We start from the raw sequence: 24,085 nt of genomic DNA on the forward strand, positions 1-24,085 counted from the left end.
CCTAAAAAATAAAAGGTATTTCAATCGGCTAACCTGAATTTTTGCTGTTACGCTAAAATTGGATAAGTTTGAAATATAAAATTCCAACATGACGGAACACATTGAAAAAATTCAGGCACTTGTATCCCGTTTCAGCAAGGAAACTATTGATGCTCTTGACAAAATTACAACGGTAAAGCAAGTTCGAAAAGGAGAAATCCTGCTGCAGCAAAATGAGATATGCAGAAAAAGTTTTCTAATCATTAAAGGAGTTGCCCGTAAATTTTTCTTCTCTGATAAAAAGGAAATAACAACTGAATTTTTCTTTCAGGATGATATTGCGCTTTCTTTTAAAAGTTATCTCTACCAAAAACCAAGCAAAGAAGTGATCGAATGTCTGACAGATGTAACTATTGAAACCGTTGATTATACAGCATTCGAAACTGCAAAAAAAGACTTTCCGCAACTGATGGAATATGATATATTATTAACTGAATTGTACACCATTTGGCTGGAGGACAGGCTTTTTGATTTCCATACAATGAGTGCGAGAGAACGTTATGAAAGTCTTTTGAAAAAATCTCCGGAGTATTTTCATCATCTGAAACTGACACATATTGCTTCTTATCTGGGGGTTTCGCTGGAAACCCTGAGCAGAATAAGAGCCAGAATTTAGGTGATAATAAAATAAGAATTCTGTCCCCATTTTGACTTCCCATTCGTCATTCTATTACATAAAAAATAATCTGACTATGAAAGAATTTGCATTAATTTTCAGACTTAAAGATATTTCTGATTTTAAACCTTCCCCGGAACAGATCCGTGAACGTATGAATTGGCTGGGAAGCATTGCTGCTCAAAATAAGCTGGTGGATAAAGGAAATACTCTTTTACCTGCTCCCGGAGCTGCTAAAACAGTCAAACCGGATAATATTATAACGGATGGACCTTATACTGAGATCAAAGAATTCATCAGCGGATATATTATTGTAAGGGCAGAATCTATTGATGAAGCAGTAGAAATGGCTAAAGGAAATCCTATTTTTAAAATCGGGGGGAACATTGAAGTGCGTGAAGTTTTGAAGGTGGATAAGTAAGATGGAGGCAGGAAGATGGGAGTTTTAAAAAGAGATTTTCTTTATTTAATTTTTAATAAAACACTATCATTTCAAGGGATTTTCTGTTACTTTTATCTTCCTGTGCCCCACTCCTTTTTATTTTTTGACTTTTGTCAAAGGAATGCCCGATCCTATTCTTGACTTTTGCTGAAAATAATTCTTCAGTATGAAAAAAAGAATCATCGGATTCGATCTGGCACGGGCTTATGCTATTTTCGGAATGTTTATCGTGAACTTCAATATGGTCTTCGGAAATCATGATGATCATTCCACTCTTGGAAAACTGTTGGTTCTTTTCAGCGGACATTCCAGTACGGTATTTGTAATTCTTGCTGGTATGGGAGTAGCGCTGATGACCAATCGTCTTCAGGAATATACTTCGGAAGACAGAAAAAGACTTCGTAATACCATTCTCAAAAGAGCGGCCTTTCTTTTTCTATTCGGAATGCTGTTTTGTCTCTGGTGGCCGGCTGATATTCTTCATTTCTACGGCGGTTATATGAGTATAGGTGCATTACTGATATTCATAGATAAAAAATATTATCTGATAACAGCAGCCATTGCCATTGTTTTATTTCATCTGCTGTTACTGATTATCCCATTCGAAACAGGATGGAATTTTTCCACCTTTGAATACACAGATTTCTATACCGTTTCCGGATTTCTCAGAAATACATTTTACAACGGCTGGAATTCTATACTGCCATGGTTTGCTTATTTTGCTGCCGGGCTATATCTTGGAAGACTGGACTGGGCACTTAAGCAGACTCAGCAAAAGATCTTCTGCATTGGACTGGTATTATATCTTATGGTAGAGGGATTCCGTTATGCAAGCACCTTCATGGATGTCAGCACGGAAACGCGTGAATTCATCAATGCAGATTATATTCCTCCAGTATTACCTTTTATCCTGAATACTATAGGTTTTGGAATGATGCTTATTGCAGGTTTTATGTTTATCAGTCAGTATATTTCTGAAAAAAAGTGGACCGCAGACCTTGCCAGGGCCGGACAAATGACGCTTACTCACTATGTATCTCATCTCAGCCTCGGAATGGTTGTATTTGCTTTATTACAGGGTAGAAATTATTCAGATTTAATGAGTCATAAAGCTTGGGTATCTCCACTTGGTATTCTCCTGTATTCAATAGGATTCTTTGTTTTGAGTATTTACTTCAGTAAATTCTGGGGGAGAAAATTCAAGCAGGGGCCTTTGGAAATGATAATGAGAAAAATAAGCGGGTAATAATAAAAATGAAGAATTAATTGCATAAGAAACTTCCATGTCTGATTTTTAGTATCCATTTTCTATTCTTTAAATCCAGCCCACTTTTCTTCTCCAAATCGTATATTCAATATTTTGGTCATCTATTTCCGGAATGTTTTCAGGTTCTGGAATTTTGTTAATTTCTGCCAGTGCCAGTGCCGGAAGATTTACTTTTTCGCGTTCTTTGTTTAAGGTTTCTTTGTTTTCTACGGGATACACTATTCCTTCAGCGGTAAGCTGTGTTCCGTATTTTTGAGGTTTGCTCTGAAAGAACTGAATCCGGTCATATAAATAAGCTTTATGTATTGGATTAATATCATGGCTGTTTTCTTCCATCATGGTACAGCATTCTTTCATAAATTCAGGCTCACCAATAGCGTGCTGGATAATCAGCCATGCAGCATTGCTTCCCTTTTCACCGACTTTTGAGAGGGTTGGAAACCCGATTTCGGCTATAATTTCCCGAAGCCGCTGTGCATTGGCTTTATGAACCTTTTCCATTTCAGGATGGTAACCTCCGGACAGTTTTCCGGCAGCAAGCAGCTCCCCTCTTACAGTCAGATCTTTATCAGCAAGTTCAATCAGTTCTTTTTCAAATGAGAAATTGTCCATATTATTAATGATAATTGATTGGTGATACAGCATATACCTCAACTGAGCCTGTTAGTTTTAGATTTATGTCAGAACTCTGTCAAGGATAAAACTGGCCCTTTTTTCTACGGTAACTTTCGGTACCTCAATGATATTGAAGCCAAATTCCTGATAAATTTCTTTCATACACTCAAAAGTGAGGATGGCTTTTTCAATGGTTTGTTTTCTTTCCTGGTCATTTTCATAAATCTCTTTCCATGGAGGAAGAATGAAAACATTGTTATTATAAACCATTTCTCTGGCTTTTGTTATCAATAATTCCGGAACAGGAATATTTTCAAGCCTCATATAACCCAGCGTATCCCATATTCCGCGGTCAAAGAAAACAGGTTTCATATGGGTCACATTATCCATTTCCAAATAGGTTTTTACGGATTCTTCAAACATCAGATTAGCAAAAAGTTCTTTGTTCAGCCAGGGAAGCGCTTCTCCTCCGGACTCAACCTGTTCTGTAATAATTCTCCTGCCCTCTTCAGGAACTGTTGTCAAACCATATTTGTTTAATTCGTTCAACAGCGTTGTTTTTCCGGCTCCCGGACCACCCGTAATGATATATAATTTTGAAATATCCTGCTTCATCGGTTTGAATTATTTTTAAAGACAGCCCCGTTTATAACAAAATCTCAGGTTTTCTATGGGGCTTAATTATTATTTTTAATGATACTTTTATAAGTATGAACGCGATCTTCTTCCTGGTACATATTGCATAATATCAGAAGATTATCCGTATTGTATTTTTCTGCAACCTGTTGCAATCTATGCTCCACAGATTGTGGCGTTTCTATGATAATTCTTTCTAAAAAGGTGAAAAACTCATCTTCATCTTTAGTTCCCAAAATCTTTTGCTCTATAGCTTCAGGAGAAAGAACAGCATTGGGACTGACTAATTGCCGGGATTGTAAAAACTGGTAGGCCATTCCATAAGCATTCCTTCTTGCTGTATCAATAGTATCTGCTACTGATGCTGCCACTGCTACCTGCAAAGAAGGCTGGGAAAAATATTGAGTGTCGTCAAATTCTCTCAGATAAGCTTCTGTATTTTCCATTCCGTTTTCACTGTTCATAAAAGCGGCGAAAGAATATCCTGTCCCATGTTTAGCAGCTTCTTTTGCTGAAGTCATTCCTGATCCCAGCCACATAATTTCAGGAATAAATTGTACACGAGTGGGTTGTGCAATAAGTCCGTCATAAATACCTTCCTCATCTCTGATCAATTGAATGATCTCTTCCAGTTTCGTTTCCATATTTGATAAAACTACCGGTTTATGATTATTGAGTGCCATTACAGCATCTTTTAATCCTCCGGGAGCTTTTCCCAATCCGAGAATAAAGCGTTCAGGATATAGGGTAGACAGCATTTTGGTCCATTCCGCAATTTTATAGGCAGAATAGTTCCGCATCATAATTCCGGCGGTTCCTATTTTGATACGGTTGGTTTTACTTAATATAACTGCTGCTAAAAGTTCAGGGCTGGAGCTGCCATAAGCTTCTACTCCATGGTGTTCGGAATACATAATACTATGAAAACCTGTTTCTTCAGCCAATAAAGCAAGATTGATACTGTTTTCCAATGCAGAGGCCGCACTGCCTCCCATTGTTACAGGTGACTGGTCTAAGATCCCTAATTTCAGCTTCATACTATAGAATAGATTTTATGTGAAGGTATAAAAAAAGACAATACACCTTTTCATTCTTTAGGCGGAAAGACAATTCCTTCATCTTTGATCAGATCGTAGCCGTACTGCATAATGGTCTCAATAACCGGAATAGCTTTTTTCCCTTTCTCTGTAAGGCTGTACTCTACTTTCGGCGGCACTACGGGAAATACTTCACGATGGATCATGTCCTTGGCCTCCAGTTCGCGCAGCTGGCTGGTCAGCATTTTGTCTGTAATATGAGGAATATCCTTTTTAAGCTCACTGAAACGAAGAGGTTTTTCCTGCAATCTCCATAGAACAGGCATTTTCCAGGTTCCTCCGATATGACTTAACGCAAATTCAATAGGTGTATAATAGAGTCTTTTATCGTGGAAAAATTCAGGCATAAAATCGTTTTTTAATTACACTTTCAAAAAGATAAGTATATAATTTTCTGAAAGTCTATTCTGCAAATTTGCAGAAAAAATAATAAAAATGAACAGATCTTTATGTACTGGCACCAGATCTTTCTGGCACCAAAAACACAGAAACTGGAGCTATAGGTGTAAGGAAATATACAGATACTAAAATTAATACAGAAAAAATAAGACCTTCCGTTATTCGGAAGGTCTGTTTATAAAGTTTTTATGCGCATCTGATGTCAGCACATCCACCGCCACCACCATTTCCATTTCTGTAATAACATGTTGATGTAGGACAGCCACATGCTATACACTCACTCTCTGCAGGCGGGCGACCTCCTGTGATTGTTTTTAAACTCTGTCTTGCGATTTTCTTTAGATTTTTCATAATAAATAAGTTATTAGTTTGAAATCACAATTTAGTAAAAAAATTGCTGAACAGTTTTAATTTTGATTGTTAAATAATGCTAAATTTTACACCTAGAATTTAAGAGCATTCAATAGGCTGAATTCTTCTTTATCGTAGATTTTTTCAATTTTTCCATCTTGCAAAAGGGCAATTTTATCACAGGTATGAAAAAGGGTTTCGATAATATGGGAACTCACAATGACTACCTTCTTTTCAGATTTCAACTGTCTGATAATGTCATAAAGAATATGAACCCCTTCAAAATCTACTCCATTGAATGGTTCATCAAGAATATTAATAGGCTTATCCAGCATCAGCATCCCGATAAGAGCCAGTTTTTTCTTCATCCCGCTGGAATAATACTGCACATATTTTTTCAGAGGAAGATTAAATCTTTCAATGATTTCTTTGATTTCAGTTTCTTTTTTTGAGGTAAAATAGGCAAGATATTCTTCTCCCGTAATATAAGGGTAAAAATAGTTTTCGGTTTCCAGATAAGAAATCATTTCCCTTTTCAACCGTTCATTCTTCCAGCTGATCTCACCTGAGAATGGTATACTTTGGTACAAGGATTCAAACAGAGTGGTCTTTCCTGCCCCATTTTTGCCAAGCAGTCCCAATATGCAGCCTTCTTCTATGGATAGATTCAGATGATTTAAAACATTCTGATTTTTAAAATGAACATGTATATTTTTAATCTCCAACATATGTTTTAATATTTTGAGAAGCTTCTTTTATATTATTTTTCAATAGGAATACTGCAGGAATAATGGTCATACTGCATATCGTGTACTCAATAAAAACACCCATATTGTAGTAATTACTCTTTTCTTTATAATAATACTGCTTATATTTTCTGGTCAGAATCAGCATATAATACAGGTTCATAAAAGCAAAATAATAAAGTATGTATACACTTTCGGCAGGATGCAGAATCAGAAACAGACAGTAGGTTGGCAGCAGCAAAGCATTGAAAAGCAGAGAATTTCTTCTGAGTTTTTCTTTTAAAGTATATTTTTTGAAATACATTTCCAGCATTTCTTTGTTTTCGTTAGGTTCGTAAAGATGTGAGATATAATCCAATGCAAAAACTCCCGCAAGAATCAGAGTCACAAAATGGTAAGCTGAACCCCATAAAATAACAAACCCCAGTACTGCGAGCAAGGTATTTTTTCTCAGAAAGCTTTTCCATTCAAATAAATCATCCGGAATAAAGTTCCACCGGAATGTCATCAAAGGTTGGGTTCTTGGCGTGATAAAAGCCAGTAAGACAAACATTGGCAATGAAAACAACGCGGTTTTCTCCAATGTATAATGAATATTTCCGCAAAGGAGAATACTGTAGATCAATGCGGCTTCCAGTACAATGATCCACCGCCAGCTTTTGACAAAGGCTTTTTTAAGAAAAGGAATGTCTTTTCTTTCGTAATGAAACAGCAATACCAGTAGGAAAAATAAGGGTGGATAATAGCAGCTTTCGGGTAGTTTCATGACGATCAGAACTCCCAAAACAATCAGAACAGGAACGCCTGCTCTCGGGTTCAGATTTAAAAGCCTGAAACTTTGATAGAATCTGAATTTAAAATGATGTAATATTTTTTTCAATGGAGCTAACTGAAGATTGACGATTTTAGTAAAGAATCAGATTATTTGTTCCCCGTTTTAAATTTTATAACAAGTTCCTCATTTTTGAGAGAATAGCCTTCTTTGGACCTGAAACTTTTATCCGTGAGGACAAATTCATATTCTTTACCAGGCTTAAGATCTACTCCCAAAACCAAAGTTTTATCAGTATTTTCCATTCCAATAACTTTGGTGATCGGCATATATTCTTTTCCTTTATCAGAAAGGTTGAAAGAATAGTATCCTGGCATCATTTCTTTTGAAAAAGTGATTCGTATTTCTTTTACATCTGGACTTACCTCTACAGAACCATTTGCCGGATCTATTTTTACAACATCCGGCGACATCTTACGGTATTCCTTCATCAAATCACTCGTTTTTTCTTTGAAAAACTTTGATTGGGTAAGGAAATTTTCTACAGCTTTATCATTGTCATAATTCAGCTCAATAATATCTTTAACTGCCTGCTTTTTATCTTTAGCATTCTGATAATATGATTTGCAAATCACATATCCTACGTAATATCCTAAATCTGCACTTTCTCCTTTTTCTCTTCCGTTATAAAGCCAGTTCGTAAAATTACCGGTGAACATTTCTTTTTTAAATAACTCTTTGATTTCAGCTGTATGAGCCGCTCCATAAGAAAGATATTTTCTTTCCAGAGGTTTATTCATGACCAGTTCGGCAATCATATCACAGGCACCTTCTTTTATAGATTGGCTTAGAACTCTTCTACGGTCTCCGATCTGTTGGGTATGGATATATTCATGAACATTTAAAGAGACGATATTATCCAGAGACTGCATTGCAAAAACACCTTTCAGCCATTCATCTTTGAATTCTGAAACATCTGTAGAAGGAAGCCCTGTGGCAAGCTCAGCTCCTACCAACACCATCTTTCCGCTCACTGTTCCTCCGGAATTCAGCCCGCCAATAGTAAAATACATTTCGGCATCTTTTAGCTCAGGGTAAATCTGCTTCAGCCTGTCAACGCTGGCTTCAAATTCATTGGTTTTGGCCTTAATTGTCAACGTATTTGGCCTGATGGTATTCCAGAATTTAGGATACTTGTCAATAAGTTTTACATAAAGACCGTCATTATAATCTCTTGCGTTCATAAATGCTTTTAAGCCTTTTGTTGCTTTATCAGTATACAATTTCTTAATCAGATCCAGTTTTCTGGAATGATCGTTTGTGTTTTGAATGCTGTCATAAGCCACCCAAAAATTATCAATATCTGAAGTAAAAATTTTGGTTTGTTTCTGTGAAAAAGCACTTGCAAATACAAGTGAGAAAATAATGGTTGTAAAACGTTTCATGGCTATTTTTAATAGCACAATGATACACACAATTATTATATTTTGCAAATCTCATTGTATGGTATAAACACAGTACATTTTAAGACTTTAGAAACCATGAAACCGGCATAATAACTCCACCAAAAAGAAGTCAGAATCTGTATTTTTTCATTTATTTATATCAATTCCAAATAATTTTAATTCTTTCCATTTTATTGTCGCAAATATTTAATACTTTAGCTTAATAATTTGAACAAATGGGAATAATCCTTAAACCAATTGATATTGTAGATGATATTTCACAAGAAGATTTCCGTGAAAAATATCTAAAGCCATGTAAGCCAGTGGTAATCAGAAATATGGCTAGAAAATGGCCTGCCTACCAAAAATGGACGATGGAGTACATGAAAGAAGTGGTAGGCGACGTTGAAGTTCCCCTTTACGACAGTTCCAAAGCAGATCCTGCCGCTCCCATCAATACTCCAACGACGAAAATGCAATTTCGTGATTACGTAGACCTTATTCAGAGGGAGCCTACTGATCTGAGAATCTTTTTCTTTGATCCTATAAAATTTGCACCAAAACTTTTGGATGATTATGTTCCGCCAAAGAATCTGATGGGTGGATTTTTAGATAAATATCCGAGTATGTTTTTCGGTGGGAAAGGTTCTGTGACCTTCCTTCACTATGACATAGACATGCCTCATATTTTCCATACCCATTTCAATGGAAGAAAACATGTTCTTTTGTTTGAGTACAAATGGAAATCCAGACTTTATAAACTTCCATATGCTACTTACGCACTGGAAGATTATGATATTGCCAATCCTGATTTTGAAAAATTTCCGGCATTGGATGGTATTGAAGGAATCGAATGCTATCTGGAACACGGAGATACTTTATTCATGCCTACCGGCTGGTGGCACTGGATGAAATATCTGGATGGATCTTTCTCTATTTCCCTGCGTGCATGGGACAAAAGCTGGGCTGTAAAAGCACATTCTCTTTGGAATCTTGCTGTTCAGCGTAATTTTGATAACTTCATGAAAGGACGATACAAAAAAAGGTATATGGACTGGAAAGAAAGAAAAGCAGTAGAAATAGCTAATAATGCATTAAGAAAAGGACTTCCTAAATAATAAGGATTGTTTTTACGTTATAAAAGAGTGGATGATTTAAGTACAATCATCCACTCTTTTTTATTTGCAGGCTCTATTTTTGAAATATCGTCTAAAATTTAATTAAATTGCATATACGTTCCCTAATACCCGTGTATATGTTTGAAAAGTTGATCGATAGTTTTGAGAAACTATGTCTGCAGATTATTATTGAAATATTATTGGTTCCGGTTACCATTTTCAAATTATTTCAGGATCCCCGCCGCTGCTATGATCTTTCTGTACACGAGATGGAGAAAGAAGAGACGGAACGTTTTCAGGATTATCTTTCCCCCATTAAGCTTTCCGTTTATACCTCTGTTATTATCTCTGTACTTTTAATGGATTACGGTGGTGAACACAATATTATTTCAAAGATCAAGGGATTAAGTATGGTAGAGAAAGCCCTGTTTATATTTCTGATGAATAATATTACTGCAGTACTCTTCAGCGTTGCTTTATTATGGTACAAAAAGGAAAAAATAAATACAGCCACTTTCCGGACTTTGCTGTTTTCTTTCATTTATACCACTGTGTATACCTCTACTCCATTTTTTATATTAATCAGTTCAGCAATGTTTTTAGGACAAACCCTGAATGTAGAGGCTTATCTGGATCATCTTGGCAAGGTGAGTGACTATGGGACAAGAGATTATCTGTTTTTTCTGGTCTTTCTGGTTTTTATTATCGTTGGAATTATTGGTGTCTTTAAGCTTTTCAAAGCGCTGCATTATATTCTGAAAAATAATTTTAGTTATCATCCTTATATTGTTTGGTTTTTCACGGTACTCTTTTTTGTTGTTCAGATTTATTACGCAAGAGGATTTATTTAAAATCAATCTATCATACATCAACATACAAGTCTGTTCATATTTTTCTAAATTTGCAAAAATCTTACATTATGCCCCGACCACGAGAAAGAATACTAAGCACTGCCATGGTTCTCTTCCATAAACAAGGCTACAACAATACGGGCATCAATCAGATCATTGAAGAGGCAAATGTATCAAAGGCAAGTTTTTATCAGCATTTCAGATCTAAAGATGAGCTTTGTATTGAGTTTCTCAATAAAAGATATGACTACTGGGCTTCTGAGCTTGAGCAGTTTACGTCAGAAGCAAAAACAGTACAGGAAAAAATCCTGAAGTCGTTCGATTTTCTGGTTGATATGAATGAAAGAGAAGACTTCAGAGGATGCAGCTTTCTGAATATTTTATCTGAAATTCCTGCTGATAAAGAAGAGATTCACAAGGTAATCCGGTATCATAAAAACAAGCTGAGGGAGTGCTTCAATGAAGATATCCAAAACGATATTGCATCAGCCCATATCTACCTTCTTTTTGAAAGTTCGATACTCACCAGCCAGCTTTACAGATCAAATGAATTAATCGAAAAGTCTAAAATTATTGTGCAGGATCTATTGAGTATTCCTCAATAAACGAAAATTCCAGGTTTGGGCTAAAGCCAATAGAATTATTTGCAATTTGTAAGGCGGGCTAAAGCCCACCCCTATTGAATTTTAACAACAAGATCTTTTATCTTTTATCTTTTATCTTTCTATATTAACAATTCTTAAGAAAACCTTAATTTTCTCTTCAACACTTTCCCCAAACAGACGTTTAATTTTGTTATGATTTTTATCTTAAAATAAGAAAAGTGAAAAAAATTTTTACATCTGTTTTATTTTGTGCCTCTATTTTTTTCTATGCACAGAGCGGTTCTCTTTCCGGAAACATCAACGACGATTCAAAAATAGCTCTGCCGGGAGCCAAAATCTCTCTGACTCCGGGAAATATCTATACGACCTCAGATGAACACGGAAACTTTGTATTTCTGAATGTTCCCCCGGGAAGCTATACCATGAAAATTGATTATCTTGGTTATGGCATCCATGAATATAATGTAACAGTGGAGTCTGAGAAAAACACCCGTCAGAATATCGTTTTCGACAAAAAAGAAACGTCAATTGCTGCGATTGTAGTGTCAGGAGCTACTTTAAAAAATCAGGCAAGAGCTTTAAACAAGCAAAAAAATAACGCCAATATTACCAATGTGATTTCTTCTGATCAGATCGGGCGTTTTCCTGATGCCAATATAGGAGATGCTTTGAAGCGTGTTCCGGGAGTTACCATACAGAATGATCAGGGAGAAGCCAGAAATCTTATTATCAGAGGACTGGCTCCCAATCTAAACTCTGTTACGCTGAATGGTGACAGAATTCCTTCTGCTGAAGGTGATAACCGTAACGTCCAGATGGACCTGATTCCTTCTGATATGATTTCCACCATAGAAGTGAATAAAACCCTGACGCCTGATATGGATGCCGATGCCATTGGAGGTTCTGTAAACCTTATTACCAGAGCTTCTCCGAACGGACAAAGGATTTCTGCAACCGTTGCCGGAGGATACAACCCTATCCGTGAAAAAGGAAATTACACAGCCGGATTTGTGTATGGAAACCGATTTTTAGACAAAAAATTAGGTGCTGTATTCAGTTTTTCCTATAACAACAACAATTTCGGTTCGGATAATATAGAACCTGTATGGAGCCAGGCAAACGATCTGGCCCAAACAGTTTATGTAAGTAAAATGGGTGTACGTTACTATAATGAACACCGTATCAGGCACAGCTTTGATCTCAATATGGATTATGAATTCAATTCCAAAAACAAGATCTATGCTTCTGCAATGTATAATTTCAGGAATGATAAAGAAACAAGACTGGCTTTAGGATATAAAATAAAACCAGTCTATAACGCCGATGAAACAGAAATTACAGACTGGAAAGGAAGTATCACAAGACAGAATAAAGGTGGTGATGCTGATAATGACAACACCCGTCTGGAAAAACAGAAAGTTCAGAACTATGCTTTAAGAGGAGAACATTTATTAGGCTCCAAGATAGATCTTGACTGGTCCGTCAACTATGCAATAGCAAGTGAAGATAAGCCTCACCAGCGTTATATAGAGTTTGAAAACAGCAAAATGAATTTCTCTCCTGATCTTAGCAATCCTGAGAAACCAATGTTCAACCTCCTTGCTGCAGATAATTTAGGCAGTTATAAATTGAGTGATCTTTCGGATGCCAACAACTTTACACAGGAAAAGGAACTGGGAGCAAAAGTGAATGTACGATTTCCATTTTCAGTAATTGATGGCCAGAAAGGACGTCTTCGTACCGGTTTCCGTATGCGTCTGAAGAAAAAAGAAAGAGAAAATGATTTCTATGCCTTTACTCCGGTCAACACTATGGGAAGTCTCTTATCCGTACCTACGATAAACCTTGACGGCCAAAACTTCCAGCCTGGAAATTATGTTCCGGGAACATTCGTTGATCCATCTTTCCTTGGAGGGCTGGATTTATTCAATCCAACTTTGTTTAATGGTAAATTAAAGCCGGAGAAATATCTTTCCAGCAATTACAACGCAAAGGAGCAGATCTATGCAGGTTATATCCGTTGGGATCAGGATTTCAATGATAAATTATCAATGATCGTTGGGGCGCGTATTGAAACAACTAACATTGATTACACCGGAAACTATGTAATGAATGAAAAAAATCTGGTAGGACAAATCAATAATACCAATACCTATACGAACGTACTTCCGAATATTTCTTTCAAATATATTCCGATGCAGGATCTTGTGCTTCGTGCAGCATTTACCACAGCCCTTGCCCGTCCGAATTATTATTCACTGGTTCCTTACCTTAACGTGATTTCAGAAGACGAGATTGTTGCAGCCGGAAATCCAAACTTAAAAGCAACCTATGCGTATAATTTTGATTTTATGGCGGAAAAGTACTTTAAGTCTGTAGGGATTCTTTCCGGAGGAGTTTTTTATAAAAACCTGAACGATTTTATTTATACCTATTCCAAAAGAAATTATACTGCAAATGATTTCGCGAATGATTTTGCAGGACAGTCAAATCCAATTCCCGCGGGAGAAAGCAACTGGAAGTTTACCCAGCAGCGTAATGGGGATAATGTAGATATTTATGGTTTTGAAGTGGCTTTGCAAAGACAGCTTGATTTTATTCCCGGCGCTTTCTGGAAGGGACTTGGAGTGTATGTGAACTATACTTACACCAAATCCAAAGCAAAAGGAATCACCAATGAAGAAGGTATTGAAAGAACAGATGTAGGGTTTCCCGGAGCGGCTCCACATATGTTCAACGGGTCTCTTTCGTGGGAAAATAAACATTTTTCAGCCAGAGTTTCTATGAACTATGCGTCTCATTATATTGATGAACTGGGAGGAAAAGCTTTTGACGACCGTTATTATGACAAACAGTTTTTCCTTGATGCCAATGCTTCTTACAAGATTACAAGCCAGCTCAGAGTTTTCGCAGAAGCCAATAATCTGACCAATCAGCCGTTAAGATACTACCAGGGAATCCAGAGCAGAACAGCTCAGGCTGAATATTACAGACCTAGGTTTACAATGGGAGTGAAATTTGATTTTTAAAATACACATGAAAAACATACATTATATATTGGCTCTTTCGGTCCTTCCTTTGGTAATCAACTGTACAGGGCAGAAAGAAGTAATAGAAAAATTAAAACCGGCTGTTATTACAGAAACAGTAGTTCATGATACGGATGATCCCGCCATATGGATTAATCCACAGGATGCATCAAAAAGTATTATCATTGGAACTGATAAAGATACTGATGGAGGTTTGTACGCCTTTGACCTTAACGGAAAGATCACCCATAAAGTTTTAGGATTGAAACGTCCCAATAACGTTGATCTGGAATATGGTTTTATGCTAAACGGTAAAAAAACAGATATTGCTGCCGTAACAGAAAGAGAAACCAACAAGGTAAAATTATATACACTTCCTGAGCTGAAAGAAATTGGAGAAATCTCTGTATTTGATGGAGAATCTGAACGCGGCCCGATGGGAATTTCTTTATATAAAAATCCACAGACAGAAGAAATCTTTGTTATTGTCGGAAGAAAATCCGGTCCTGCTGACGGCTACCTTTGGCAGTATAAACTGACTGAAAAGAACGGATTCATCACAGGAGAAGTTGTTCGTAAATTCGGGAAATACAGCGGACTGAAAGAGATTGAAAGCATTGCTGTAGACGATGAAATGGGCTATATCTATTATTCTGATGAGCAGTTCGGAGTTCACAAATATTATGCAGATCCGGAAAAGGGAAATGAGGAATTATCTGTTTTCGGGAAAGGTGATTTCAAATCTGATGTGGAAGGAATTTCCATCTACCCTACGGCTAAAGGAAAAGGATATATTCTGGTTTCCAATCAGCAGAATGACACATTTAATGTCTACCTGAGAGAAGATCAGTCAAAAGGAAGAATTGCAGAAATTCCTGTTTCTACCCTGGAAAGTGATGGTTCTGAGGTAACGAATGTTAATTTAGGTCCAAAATTTCCTAAAGGTGTCTTCGTTGCGATGAGTAATGGTAGAGTATTTCACTTTTACGATTGGAGAATAGTTGAAAAAGCCATTAAATCAGCAGTGAAAACTGGTAAATAAAAATTAACATTTAAACCATTAAGGTTGATAAGGTTTTAAGAGTATTAAGTTGGGCTATACTGTCATTGCGAACCAAAGGTGAAGCAATCTCATGAGCTGAGTTCAACCTAATACTCTTCATTGTTCTTAATAACTTAACAGGACTTTAGAATTCTTCAACGCAAAGGCTGTTTTGCATTACGTACTATTTTAAGGGAGCTAAGAAAAAGCCGATTTGCAATCGACTGATGAAACTGATGCTTATCCATAAGCTTTTTAAGCAGTTTTACTGCTATACTTTACCCCCTCATATAAATTAATTACATTTAATCTTTGCGTTTTAAATAATAATGTACGCTAAACTTTTTACTGAATATGTTTCTTCAGAAATTCTGCAGTGAATGATATTTTGTTTTTCAATAGCTCCTCTGGAGTACCTTCAAACAATACTTTCCCACCAAACTTTCCTGCTCCCGGCCCCATATCAATAATCCAGTCTGCCTGTGAAATAATATCAAGATTATGTTCTATGACAATCAGTGTATTATTCTGCTCTACAAGGTTATTAAAAAAAGTCAGTAATTTTTGTGTATCACTTGGATGCAGCCCTGTACTCGGTTCATCAAGAACAATAATCTGATTGGTGTTCTTCAGCTCTTTTGTGAGTTTCAGGCGTTGTCTTTCACCTCCGGAAAAGCTATCCAGCCTTTGCCCCAAAGTCATATAATCGAGCCCCAGCTGTATCAGCAGATCAAAGTTTTTAAGAACAGTTTCTTCCTTAAAAAAAGAAATAGCCTCAGAGACTGTCAGATTCATAACCTGCACAATTGTTTTTTCGTTGTAGATATATTGCAATACATCAGGATCAAATCCCGAACCTCCGCAAACTTCACAAGGCTGTTCAATATCATCCATAAAAGCAAGATCAATTCTTTCTGTTCCCAATCCTTTGCAGTTTTTACAGGCTCCTTCACTATTTCTGCTGAACAGTTTGTCTGAAACATGATTAGATTGTGCAAAAAGCTTTCGCACAATATCTGATATCCCCAGATAAGTAAGCAGATTGGAGCGGGCGCTTGCAGCAGACAAAGATTGATCAATAATGGTCACATCAGGATAAAGCTCCGGCAGAATACGGTTAATGAGTGTGCTTTTCCCCGATCCTGCAACTCCTGTTACAACTGTCATTACTCCGGTCGGAATATTTACAGTCACATTGTTAAGATTATACCTGTTGGCATTTCTAATTTCCAGGTATCCATCAGATTTTCTGAATTTTTGTTTTATAAACGGTTTCCTTGCAAAATAAGAACCTGTTTTGCCGGCTGAACTCTTTAAGTTTTTAAATGTTCCTTCATATACCACTTTTCCCCCGTTTCTTCCTGAGCCCGGGCCTATATCAATAATATGGTCTGCCATTTTTATCAGGTCGGGATCATGCTCTACAATTAAGACAGAATTTCCTTTATCCCTGATCTGCTGTATGATGGTGATAATATTTTGCAGATCTTTGGGATGAAGACCAATACTGGGTTCATCAAAAATGTACAAAAGATCTATCAGACTGTTTCCCAGACTCCGTACCATTTTTATACGCTGAGATTCTCCCCCGGAAAGGGTGTTGGTACTCCTGTCAAGAGTCAGATACTGCAATCCGATGGTCATTATATTCTGCAATTTTGCTGAAAGTTCTTTGATGACGACTTCATATTGTCTTGAATCCAGCGAAGTAATAAACTCAAGCAGTTCGTCCACGGAAAGAGCCATACAGTCTGCAATACTTTTTCCTTCGATCTTACAGGACAGGATTTTTTCATTCAACCGTTTTCCCTGACATAAAGGGCAGGTTTTTGTGATCACAATATTCTTCAGGGCATCTTTTCTTGTGATATTTTCTTTGGAATCTTTTTTCAGGAACGCTTTTTCTATTCTTGGAACAATCCCTTCATATTTTACGGTTTTTCCCCAGTCTTTATGGGGATGTTTAGGTTTATGCTCTGGTGCATGCAGCAAAATCTCCCATTCTTTTTCGGTAAAATCTTTCAGTTTTTTATCATTATCAAAATATCCGGACAAGGTATATCTTGTTAAACGCCATCCACCCGGCTGAAAGGTCGGAAACCGGACTGCGCCTTCATGTAAGGATTTTTCACGATCAATTAAAGCATTCACGTCCAAGGTCTGAACAAAGCCCAGTCCTTCACATTCCGGGCACATTCCCTGCGGATGATTAAATGAAAAAACGTTAGAATAGCCTACAAAGGGCTCTCCCATTCTCGAAAATAATAGTCTTAAAGAAGCAGACACATCAGCCGCTGTTCCCACCGTAGACCTGGCATTTCCTCCTAACCGCTTCTGATTGATAATGATAGGAACATTCAAATTTTCAATTTTATCTACATCAGGCAGGCCATAATGCTGCAGACGGTTTCTGATAAAACTGTTCTGGGTTTCATTAATCTGCCTTTGAGCTTCTGCTCCAATGGTTTCAAAAACCAATGAAGATTTCCCGGATCCTGATACTCCCGTAAACACCACAATCTTATATTTTGGAATTTTTATGGAAATATTTCTGAGATTATTTTGCCGGGCATTGGTAATTTCTATATTTTCCATATTTAAAATACTTAACTTTGTTAATAATTAACTAAGTTAAGTATATTTATCATGAAACACACTGAAAAAGAGTTTTTTAACACATTTACTAATTTCCAATGTCTTATTCTGGCTCATATGAACCGGGGAAATATTAATGGAGTTACAGCGGCACATTATAATATCATTGAATTTATTCTAAGAAAAGAAACAGCCACAGGAAGGGAAATCTCAACAGCATTTAATATCAGCCAGGCAGCTATCTCCAAGCAACTTAAATTTCTGATCAGTAATGATTTAATTATTAAGAAACAGGAAGAAACAGATCATAGAAAATACAATCTTTCAGTAACGGATAAGGGAAGGTTTATCATAGAAAATTCAGAAACTTTCCGTAAAAACATTACCGGACAGACAGCTTCCATACTGACTGCTAAAGAATTGGAAAATTTTAATTATCTGCTAAACAAAGTCCTGAATCATGTAAAATTGTAATACCTTTCTTCTACTTATAGGTCCCAAATACCCTGTCCCAAATAGAAGTATAGAATCCAAAATTTTTGCTTTCATCCAGATGATGCACATTATGAAACCTTGTGGTTCCCACGAAGAAGTGGTCAAAAGAAGCCGGAAAAAATTCTCTGTTCAGGTGTCCTATGGTTCCCCAGATGAGATTGAGCAAAAGATAAATGGAAATGGAAATGACTGAGAAATCATAACCGATGAGTAAAGCAAGCATCATCAAACCAAATCCTATAGTTTCAAAAGGGTGCAGAACAAAAAGGCTCAGAAAATTGGTACTTACATGCTCGTGATGTTTTCTGTGCAGAATTTTATAGATAAAAGGCAGATGAGCTCCATAATGAAAGAAATACATCAGCAGATCCATCAGAAGAAGCAAGGCAATGACTTCAGCTGCTATCTCAACTCCCGATTGATTTTCTCCAAGAACAATCCATCTGTTTTTCCATAATAATGCTCCCAGCAACATGACAAAGCTGTTACAGATTATGGTAAAAAGGCTGAGGTAGAAATCGGATCTTGTAACAGGATGATTTTTTTCCTGCAGCTGACTTTTACGACAGGTCTTTTCAATAAAAACATATAAACCTATAGAAAACAGGTACAGAAAACTGTTAATGATAAGGCTGAATATCATCCACTGCGGCCAGGAAAACTGCCAGAACAGATGCAAATAACCGGAAAGTTCTGTTTGATTAAAATTCATAAACCTGTTGTCCTTCAACTTGAAGTCATAAAGGTATGAATTTCACAGTAAAATCGGCTGATAAAGTCAATTTCAGACACTATTTCTGTCTTGCCTTTCTTCTGAGCTCCCGAAGTCTTACGGTAAGGTTTTTCCGTAAATTATTATGATACTGCCGATAGTTTTTGATGCTGTTCTCAAGATTCTTTTTATTAAGCAGATATTCTTCATACAGATGACCCAGTTCTGAAATCTGTGTAGCCACATCCGAAGGCTGGCTTTCGGGATCTTCTGCAGCTTCTATCAGCAGACGGTAGTATTCAATGCGGCTGGTCAGGTTCATGTGAAGTTTCGGTTCTATTCCCTGCATGATTTTTTGATTTTATTGATTTACTGAATAGATTGAAAGTAAACTGGCAAAAAGTTAAGTCGCAAAATGGCGAAGAAATTTTTATAGGTTTTACTTTTACTATTCTATATCTTATTTTTTATTTTTCATTATTAAAATTCAGCAAATTGGCTCTTTTGCTTTTTCATCCTTTCATTCAAAATTACTTCCCTGTCACCATTGGAGGGACATCACTCTGAAATAAAATCTTAGCCTCTCCATTCTTTTCCTGACCTGCGGATTTGAAATACCCTCCGTTAAGGGCTGAAGAAATAAGAGTTTCATTAGGATCACCCAAAGGTAATAGCGGCAGCCCGGCATATTCGTTGACAATGACCTGTGGAGAAATTCCATTGCTGTATTCTCCGGCTCCATTGGCATTGAATACTTTATAAATTACCGGATGAATCTGCCAGGAAATTTTTCTTGGTTTCCGCTTGTCTTCCACTACAAATCCGGCCATATCTTTACCTAACGTAGTATCTCCGATCTGAATAACCTGCATATACGGCTTCAGATTGTTGATGACAATTTCCGCAGCAGATGCTGTACTGTTCGATGTGAGAATAAATACTTTCTGTAATCCCAAAGCATTAGCACGTAAAGTGGCAAAATCAAGAGCTTTAGGATCATAGGCAATTTGCTGTGCAAATGTTCTTTTTACTTCCCCCCCGTTTTTATTTCCTTTAAAAATGATGAATGGTGAGCCAGATGATAACCCTGAAGGAATCAGTGAGCAAAGTGCAGCAGCAGATGATACCGAACCTCCATAATTGTAGCGGAGATCCAGAATCAGTTCCTGTACTCCGGCAGCCTTAAATTCTGTAAATTTTTGATTCAGCGTTTGTGTCATTCCGTCCGGGAAATCATAGATATACAGATATCCTGCTTTTTTACCGTTTTTCTCGAAAACTTTAGATAAAATGGGTTGTTCAAAAGAGAAGCCATAGTAAACGGTAATATTTTTTTCATCAGCAACCGTTCCGTTCTGCCATTTCCCTACGGTAAGATCTACAACGGTCTGGTCTTTAATGGATGAGGCCATTGATTCAGCATTTGCTGCGGTAATAACTTTTCCATTGATTTTGGTAATAATCATTCCCCTTTCCAGACCTGCATTAAAGGCCGGAGAATTTTGAAGAACCAGCTTAATGATGGTAACAACCTGATTGCTGGCAAGCTTAACAACGGTGTAATCAAAGCCGTACATATTCCTTATAGAACGTGGATAGCTGGAAGAATCTTCAGTATTCACCATGAAAGAAAAACGGTCCTGAGAAGACAGAAGGCTCTTAAAAAAATCCTTTACAGGAAGCCTGTAATCAGGTTTCGCAGGCATCTGATCTGCCCAGTAATAATACCGTTTCATGCTGTCCTGAACCCAGAGATTCACAGATTCTGTACTCCCTTCCGGAAAAACAGGTGCGCTTTCGTCATTATTTGTGCACGAAATGAGAAGAATTGCCAGAGCAATCAGTTGAAATTTCAAAAAGTTTTTCATATACAATTACAGATATTCTGCTACATCAATATCTCCTTTTACTACCCATTCTCCATTTTCTATTTTTTCCTGAAGAACAATCATGTTTGCTCCTGTGTGCTGTTTCAATTTCACCTGAATCATTTTAGATCCTGCATAAGGTTCTGTAGTTCCCGGTTTATACAATTCCAGATATACCGGAGCTGTAGAACTGAAAAAACTATAAATTTTCACTGCGGTAAAGTTGTCTTTCCCGATATTATCAAATTCTGCCAGCACTACTCCGTTTTCTCTTTTCAGAACACCTTTTACATTTTCCAGAGAAGTCCCTGAAAGTTCGCCAAGATTGGGAAAAATAAATTCAAACCCTACTTTCCCAAGATTAACCTGAGGTTTTACAGCATAAGTCTGCAGATAAATCCCCGGAAGATTGAAAAAGTATAAGGTTTTAAAATCATTTATATTGTCATAAGTAATATTGTATTTTGCAATTTCAGTTCCTGTTTCATTATTATATACAGACAGCTTATTGGTTTCTCCCTGATCCAGGACAAACTGAAGCTGGGTTTCTATTTTATTGGTATAGGAGGTTTTTCCGTCAATGGATACAGGTGCTCCGTTGAATCTCAGCTGAAGGATATCAGGCTTGGAAAATCCTTTGATATTAACCTCTCCGGGTTTCTGTACTTTATCATACAACTCCATCGTGTTGCTGTCTGTGCATGAAAACAGTGCAGTAAATAATAGTAGTAATGCGAAGATTCTATTCATCTTTCTTCAATTATTTCATTGTAAAACTTAAAAATATTGCCCTACCCAAAGCAGGGCAATATATAATTATAAAAAAACTAGTTGGATATGTTCTGGATAGCCTTTATCAAATACTATCCATTCTTTTATATTAAAAATTATGGTATTTCTAAAAATCAGTTTCTAAGGGAAGAAGGGTTATTTTTTAATAAACTTCAACCTTTCCGTATTTTTTCCATCTGTGATTTCTGCTATATAAACCCCAGATATAAGCCCTGCTGTATGGATTGCTTTGGAATACTGAGTGGTAAGTACTTTTTGTCCTGCTGCGTTGTAAATGGTTACCACCGTCATGTTTTCTTTCAATACTGGGTTAAGCTGCAGCTGTAAAGATTCTTTTACCGGATTTTCTGCTATTTGTGTTACAATTTTGTTTCTTTTTACATCCTTAGTTCCCAAAAATGAAGTAGTGTAGATCCCCATTTCATCGATATTGATATTCTGAACGTTATTTCCGCTTGTTTTTCTGTTTGACCACATTCCGATATAGATTTTCTTCCCTGCAAAAGCAGAAAGATCTACAAGGGATTCTACAAACTGGGTAAGATCAGCCGGAAAAGGATTGGCTGAGTCACCTACCTGTATTTTGTAGATACTCTGAACGTCATTTCCATTTGCATCTACCGTCATTGCCTGGAAGTCTGATAACTCAGGAACTTCTTTCTGCGGCGTGCTTACATAGATAAAAAGCTCTCTGGCAACAATGGTATGAGTAGATCTCTGTCTTCCGATATAAGCGGCCAGAGTAACAGTTCCTGCAGTATTTGTAAGATCAATCTGAGGAGAAATAATCCAGTCATTTTCTGTACCAAATCCCGTAGCACTTCCAGTTGGAACCAAGCTGGTAGAGTGACGAAGAACGCCTGTAGTTCCATACGCCAGGGATGTTCCGTTGTGATAGATATTCTGCCCCTGTACCCATCCGTTGCCATTGTTGTTCAAATCATGGAAAGTCCATCCCTGAAGGTCAGCAGGAGTATCAAAAGAATTTCCCCATACCAGAGACTGTGCTGCAGCCAGATGAGATAAAAACAGAACAGATGATAAAATTATTTTTTTCATAATGCTGATTATTAAGGTTTTTGAAGTAAAAGCAAGGAATCAGCATGTGCTGTTCCCTGCTTTTTTAAAGTTTTTATTATTCTACAATAGAGAAATTGTATTTTGTCCAAAGTCCCTGGAAGTTTCCACAGTTTCTTGGAGATACATTCCAACCACCTTCGTTGAAGAAAGGCTGGCTCATACCCCATAGAGACGCAGGAGTACCAGTCGCAAGGTTAGCTGCAGGGATTCCCGCTGTTCCTGTACCCGTAACTGAAGTAGTAAATCCGTGGATCTGGATTGTGTTGTATGCTGAAGCTGAAGAAAGTTCAGAACCTGTACCTTCTACTTTGATTCCCACAGGGTAACCTGTAACTACAGCATTATTTAATGTTAATCTACCATGTCTTCTGATGTGGATTCCGTTTTCATACAAAGCACCTTTAGTAGAGTTCTTAGAACCAATGATCGTAAGGTTGTTGATAACCGGGTGAGTTAACAATGATGTAGAAGAACCGTCTGCGTTGTTATCAAGCTCGATACCGTTAGAATCCGGGCTTGATCCGCTAAGACTGTGTGTAGAGTTGTAATCTGCCAAAGCAAGAGCACAAGTAATAGTTCCTGTATATCCGTTATCGAAATCGAAGTTATCATCATCCGCAGCGAAAGAAACAAGGTTTGAAGCGTTTACAGTACCACCGAAGAATTCAAAAGAGTCATCTTTCCCGAAAGATACCTGAATATGATCCAAAGTAGTTCCGTTTCCTACTCCTCCTAAAGTAAGACCATTGATTTCGTTTCCTGAGTTCGGAGCTAAAAGATCGAATCCTGCAAACTCAATACGTACATACTTCAATGTTCCACCGTTGTGAGAAGCATTAGTACCCCCGTAATAGAAATCCGGACCAGATAGTCCTTCAATTGTTTTTGTGAACGGAGTGTTGGTAGGTGCATCTCCTAACATGATAACTCCTCCGAAATCACCAGGAGCAGCAGTTGTATCTTCATTTCCATCCAGCAATTTGTAGCTTGTGAAAATGATTGGCTGAGCTTCAGTACCTGCTGCATTAATTTTTCCTGTTTTAGCAATTACCAAAACTCCTGTAGCAGTATTGCTTGTATTTGGCTTAGCTTTAATGAATGTACCCGGCTGGATTGTTAGTGTAGCACCATTTTTTACCGTTACAACTCCGTCTAATTCAACTACACCGCTCCATGTTGTATTTGAAGTAATATCACCGCTTACGCTGGTTACCGGAAGAGCCGAAGCTGTAAGGTACTCAGCAGAAGTAGATTTCATTTCAAATGGAGATGATGAATCCGCCAGTTGATCGTTTTGACAAGCTGTAAGAGATAATGCTGCCACTGCAATTAGAGTTAGTCTTTTCATTGTTATAATTTTTAATAAATCCGGTCGTGTTATTTTATACCAGATCAGTTTTTTAATATTCAGGAATATCTGCCTCTCTATTCCTTCGATTTGGTTTTTAGAATTCATCCGTCACTGCAGGAGGA

Annotated in this window: 24 protein-coding genes; 9 read left to right on the forward strand and 15 right to left on the reverse strand. The window is 37.2% G+C overall.

Annotated features, from left to right (window positions below; all coding sequences use genetic code 11):
- Window positions 1–88: 88 nt before the first annotated feature.
- The 3 genes from SFA27_RS13225 to SFA27_RS13235 all read left to right on the forward strand — a co-directional run bounded on the left by SFA27_RS13225 (window position 89) and on the right by SFA27_RS13235 (window position 2,343).
- Entirely contained in the window at window positions 89–655 is a 567-nt protein-coding gene (locus SFA27_RS13225) for a Crp/Fnr family transcriptional regulator (protein WP_407292606.1), read from the forward strand.
- 76 nt (window positions 656–731) lie between these two features.
- Window positions 732–1,076, forward strand: coding sequence for a YciI family protein (locus tag SFA27_RS13230; protein ID WP_047375499.1), 345 nt, complete (start codon window positions 732–734; stop codon window positions 1,074–1,076).
- Between the two features lie 187 nt (window positions 1,077–1,263).
- Entirely contained in the window at window positions 1,264–2,343 is a 1,080-nt protein-coding gene (locus SFA27_RS13235; RefSeq protein WP_407292609.1) for a DUF418 domain-containing protein, read from the forward strand.
- Window positions 2,344–2,412: 69 nt separating this feature from the next.
- Here SFA27_RS13235 and SFA27_RS13240 read toward each other — a convergent pair whose 3' ends face one another.
- From SFA27_RS13240 to SFA27_RS13275, 8 genes are all read right to left on the reverse strand, one after another.
- Window positions 2,413–2,976, reverse strand: coding sequence for a DUF6624 domain-containing protein (locus SFA27_RS13240; protein ID WP_264518184.1), 564 nt, complete (start codon window positions 2,974–2,976; stop codon window positions 2,413–2,415).
- Between the two features lie 63 nt (window positions 2,977–3,039).
- A complete protein-coding gene (locus SFA27_RS13245; protein ID WP_407292612.1) occupies window positions 3,040–3,594 on the reverse strand; it encodes an AAA family ATPase in 555 nt (184 codons plus the stop codon).
- Between the two features lie 62 nt (window positions 3,595–3,656).
- Window positions 3,657–4,652 carry an MsnO8 family LLM class oxidoreductase gene (locus tag SFA27_RS13250; RefSeq protein WP_407292614.1) on the reverse strand — a complete coding sequence of 332 codons (996 nt, stop codon included), beginning with the start codon at window positions 4,650–4,652 and terminating at the stop codon, window positions 3,657–3,659.
- 50 nt (window positions 4,653–4,702) lie between these two features.
- A complete protein-coding gene (locus SFA27_RS13255) occupies window positions 4,703–5,059 on the reverse strand; it encodes a helix-turn-helix domain-containing protein (protein WP_047375509.1) in 357 nt (118 codons plus the stop codon).
- 238 nt (window positions 5,060–5,297) lie between these two features.
- On the reverse strand, window positions 5,298–5,462 hold the full coding sequence (locus tag SFA27_RS13260) for a bacteriocin-like protein (protein WP_156118363.1): 165 nt from the start codon (window positions 5,460–5,462) through the stop codon (window positions 5,298–5,300).
- Window positions 5,463–5,554: 92 nt separating this feature from the next.
- On the reverse strand, window positions 5,555–6,190 hold the full coding sequence (locus SFA27_RS13265; RefSeq protein WP_047375511.1) for an ATP-binding cassette domain-containing protein: 636 nt from the start codon (window positions 6,188–6,190) through the stop codon (window positions 5,555–5,557).
- Window positions 6,177–7,088 (reverse strand): hypothetical protein, encoded by a 912-nt coding sequence (locus SFA27_RS13270; RefSeq protein WP_407292617.1) that lies wholly within the window; start codon window positions 7,086–7,088, stop codon window positions 6,177–6,179. Before SFA27_RS13270 ends, SFA27_RS13265 begins: the two co-directional genes overlap by 14 nt.
- A 41-nt stretch (window positions 7,089–7,129) precedes the next feature.
- Entirely contained in the window at window positions 7,130–8,425 is a 1,296-nt protein-coding gene (locus SFA27_RS13275) for an Ig-like domain-containing protein (RefSeq protein WP_407292619.1), read from the reverse strand.
- Between the two features lie 236 nt (window positions 8,426–8,661).
- Here SFA27_RS13275 and SFA27_RS13280 point away from each other — a divergent pair, with 236 nt between their 5' ends.
- The 5 genes from SFA27_RS13280 (at window position 8,662) to SFA27_RS13300 (ending at window position 15,070) form a co-directional block, all read left to right on the forward strand.
- Window positions 8,662–9,543 (forward strand): cupin-like domain-containing protein, encoded by an 882-nt coding sequence (locus SFA27_RS13280; protein ID WP_047375519.1) that lies wholly within the window; start codon window positions 8,662–8,664, stop codon window positions 9,541–9,543.
- 137 nt (window positions 9,544–9,680) lie between these two features.
- Window positions 9,681–10,394 (forward strand): hypothetical protein, encoded by a 714-nt coding sequence (locus SFA27_RS13285; RefSeq protein ID WP_047375521.1) that lies wholly within the window; start codon window positions 9,681–9,683, stop codon window positions 10,392–10,394.
- Window positions 10,395–10,462: 68 nt separating this feature from the next.
- A complete protein-coding gene (locus SFA27_RS13290) occupies window positions 10,463–10,999 on the forward strand; it encodes a TetR/AcrR family transcriptional regulator (RefSeq protein WP_047375524.1) in 537 nt (178 codons plus the stop codon).
- Window positions 11,000–11,217: 218 nt separating this feature from the next.
- Window positions 11,218–14,028, forward strand: a complete 2,811-nt coding sequence (locus SFA27_RS13295; protein WP_407292622.1) for a TonB-dependent receptor — start codon at window positions 11,218–11,220, stop codon at window positions 14,026–14,028.
- Between the two features lie 7 nt (window positions 14,029–14,035).
- Entirely contained in the window at window positions 14,036–15,070 is a 1,035-nt protein-coding gene (locus tag SFA27_RS13300; protein ID WP_047375527.1) for a phytase, read from the forward strand.
- A 345-nt stretch (window positions 15,071–15,415) separates the two neighbouring features.
- Here the strand turns inward: SFA27_RS13300 and SFA27_RS13305 are convergent, their stop codons facing one another.
- Entirely contained in the window at window positions 15,416–17,665 is a 2,250-nt protein-coding gene (locus tag SFA27_RS13305) for an ATP-binding cassette domain-containing protein (protein WP_407292624.1), read from the reverse strand.
- A 51-nt stretch (window positions 17,666–17,716) separates the two neighbouring features.
- On the opposite strand from SFA27_RS13305, the gene SFA27_RS13310 reads away from it, so the two are divergent.
- A complete protein-coding gene (locus SFA27_RS13310) occupies window positions 17,717–18,139 on the forward strand; it encodes a MarR family winged helix-turn-helix transcriptional regulator (RefSeq protein ID WP_047375530.1) in 423 nt (140 codons plus the stop codon).
- 10 nt (window positions 18,140–18,149) lie between these two features.
- On the opposite strand, the gene SFA27_RS13315 is transcribed toward SFA27_RS13310, so the two are convergent.
- The 6 genes from SFA27_RS13315 to SFA27_RS13340 form a co-directional block, all read right to left on the reverse strand.
- A complete protein-coding gene (locus tag SFA27_RS13315) occupies window positions 18,150–18,872 on the reverse strand; it encodes a sterol desaturase family protein (protein ID WP_052184603.1) in 723 nt (240 codons plus the stop codon).
- A 79-nt stretch (window positions 18,873–18,951) separates the two neighbouring features.
- Complete coding sequence (locus SFA27_RS13320; protein ID WP_047375532.1) at window positions 18,952–19,221, reverse strand: hypothetical protein; 270 nt, start codon at window positions 19,219–19,221, stop codon at window positions 18,952–18,954.
- Between the two features lie 181 nt (window positions 19,222–19,402).
- On the reverse strand, window positions 19,403–20,740 hold the full coding sequence (locus SFA27_RS13325; protein ID WP_407292627.1) for a S41 family peptidase: 1,338 nt from the start codon (window positions 20,738–20,740) through the stop codon (window positions 19,403–19,405).
- Window positions 20,741–20,746: 6 nt separating this feature from the next.
- Window positions 20,747–21,490: a hypothetical protein gene (locus tag SFA27_RS13330; RefSeq protein WP_264518196.1), complete on the reverse strand. Its 744-nt coding sequence runs from the start codon at window positions 21,488–21,490 to the stop codon at window positions 20,747–20,749.
- Window positions 21,491–21,667: 177 nt separating this feature from the next.
- Entirely contained in the window at window positions 21,668–22,591 is a 924-nt protein-coding gene (locus tag SFA27_RS13335) for a T9SS type A sorting domain-containing protein (RefSeq protein WP_407292629.1), read from the reverse strand.
- Window positions 22,592–22,667: 76 nt separating this feature from the next.
- Window positions 22,668–23,960, reverse strand: a complete 1,293-nt coding sequence (locus SFA27_RS13340; RefSeq protein ID WP_047375841.1) for a hypothetical protein — start codon at window positions 23,958–23,960, stop codon at window positions 22,668–22,670.
- Between the last annotated feature and the right edge of the window lie 125 nt (window positions 23,961–24,085).

Source organism: Chryseobacterium sp. HR92 (assembly GCF_045689405.1).
GTDB classification, from domain to species: Bacteria; Bacteroidota; Bacteroidia; order Flavobacteriales; family Weeksellaceae; genus Chryseobacterium; species Chryseobacterium viscerum_A.

Bases quoted from the DNA above. Each gene is read 5' to 3' on its own strand.
- SFA27_RS13285 (WP_047375521.1), top strand. From the start codon at position 9,681: ATGTTTGAAAAGTTGATCGATAGTTTTGAGAAACTATGTCTGCAGATT.
- SFA27_RS13275 (WP_407292619.1), bottom strand. From the start codon at position 8,425: ATGAAACGTTTTACAACCATTATTTTCTCACTTGTATTTGCAAGTGCT.
- SFA27_RS13305 (WP_407292624.1), bottom strand. From the start codon at position 17,665: ATGGAAAATATAGAAATTACCAATGCCCGGCAAAATAATCTCAGAAAT.
- SFA27_RS13310 (WP_047375530.1), top strand. From the start codon at position 17,717: ATGAAACACACTGAAAAAGAGTTTTTTAACACATTTACTAATTTCCAA.
- SFA27_RS13325 (WP_407292627.1), bottom strand. From the start codon at position 20,740: ATGAAAAACTTTTTGAAATTTCAACTGATTGCTCTGGCAATTCTTCTC.
- SFA27_RS13330 (WP_264518196.1), bottom strand. From the start codon at position 21,490: ATGAATAGAATCTTCGCATTACTACTATTATTTACTGCACTGTTTTCA.
- SFA27_RS13250 (WP_407292614.1), bottom strand. From the start codon at position 4,652: ATGAAGCTGAAATTAGGGATCTTAGACCAGTCACCTGTAACAATGGGA.
- SFA27_RS13335 (WP_407292629.1), bottom strand. From the start codon at position 22,591: ATGAAAAAAATAATTTTATCATCTGTTCTGTTTTTATCTCATCTGGCT.
- SFA27_RS13245 (WP_407292612.1), bottom strand. From the start codon at position 3,594: ATGAAGCAGGATATTTCAAAATTATATATCATTACGGGTGGTCCGGGA.
- SFA27_RS13230 (WP_047375499.1), top strand. From the start codon at position 732: ATGAAAGAATTTGCATTAATTTTCAGACTTAAAGATATTTCTGATTTT.
- SFA27_RS13240 (WP_264518184.1), bottom strand. From the start codon at position 2,976: ATGGACAATTTCTCATTTGAAAAAGAACTGATTGAACTTGCTGATAAA.
- SFA27_RS13290 (WP_047375524.1), top strand. From the start codon at position 10,463: ATGCCCCGACCACGAGAAAGAATACTAAGCACTGCCATGGTTCTCTTC.
- SFA27_RS13225 (WP_407292606.1), top strand. From the start codon at position 89: ATGACGGAACACATTGAAAAAATTCAGGCACTTGTATCCCGTTTCAGC.
- SFA27_RS13315 (WP_052184603.1), bottom strand. From the start codon at position 18,872: ATGAATTTTAATCAAACAGAACTTTCCGGTTATTTGCATCTGTTCTGG.
- SFA27_RS13260 (WP_156118363.1), bottom strand. From the start codon at position 5,462: ATGAAAAATCTAAAGAAAATCGCAAGACAGAGTTTAAAAACAATCACA.
- SFA27_RS13265 (WP_047375511.1), bottom strand. From the start codon at position 6,190: ATGTTGGAGATTAAAAATATACATGTTCATTTTAAAAATCAGAATGTT.
- SFA27_RS13255 (WP_047375509.1), bottom strand. From the start codon at position 5,059: ATGCCTGAATTTTTCCACGATAAAAGACTCTATTATACACCTATTGAA.
- SFA27_RS13320 (WP_047375532.1), bottom strand. From the start codon at position 19,221: ATGCAGGGAATAGAACCGAAACTTCACATGAACCTGACCAGCCGCATT.
- SFA27_RS13235 (WP_407292609.1), top strand. From the start codon at position 1,264: ATGAAAAAAAGAATCATCGGATTCGATCTGGCACGGGCTTATGCTATT.
- SFA27_RS13300 (WP_047375527.1), top strand. From the start codon at position 14,036: ATGAAAAACATACATTATATATTGGCTCTTTCGGTCCTTCCTTTGGTA.
- SFA27_RS13280 (WP_047375519.1), top strand. From the start codon at position 8,662: ATGGGAATAATCCTTAAACCAATTGATATTGTAGATGATATTTCACAA.
- SFA27_RS13340 (WP_047375841.1), bottom strand. From the start codon at position 23,960: ATGAAAAGACTAACTCTAATTGCAGTGGCAGCATTATCTCTTACAGCT.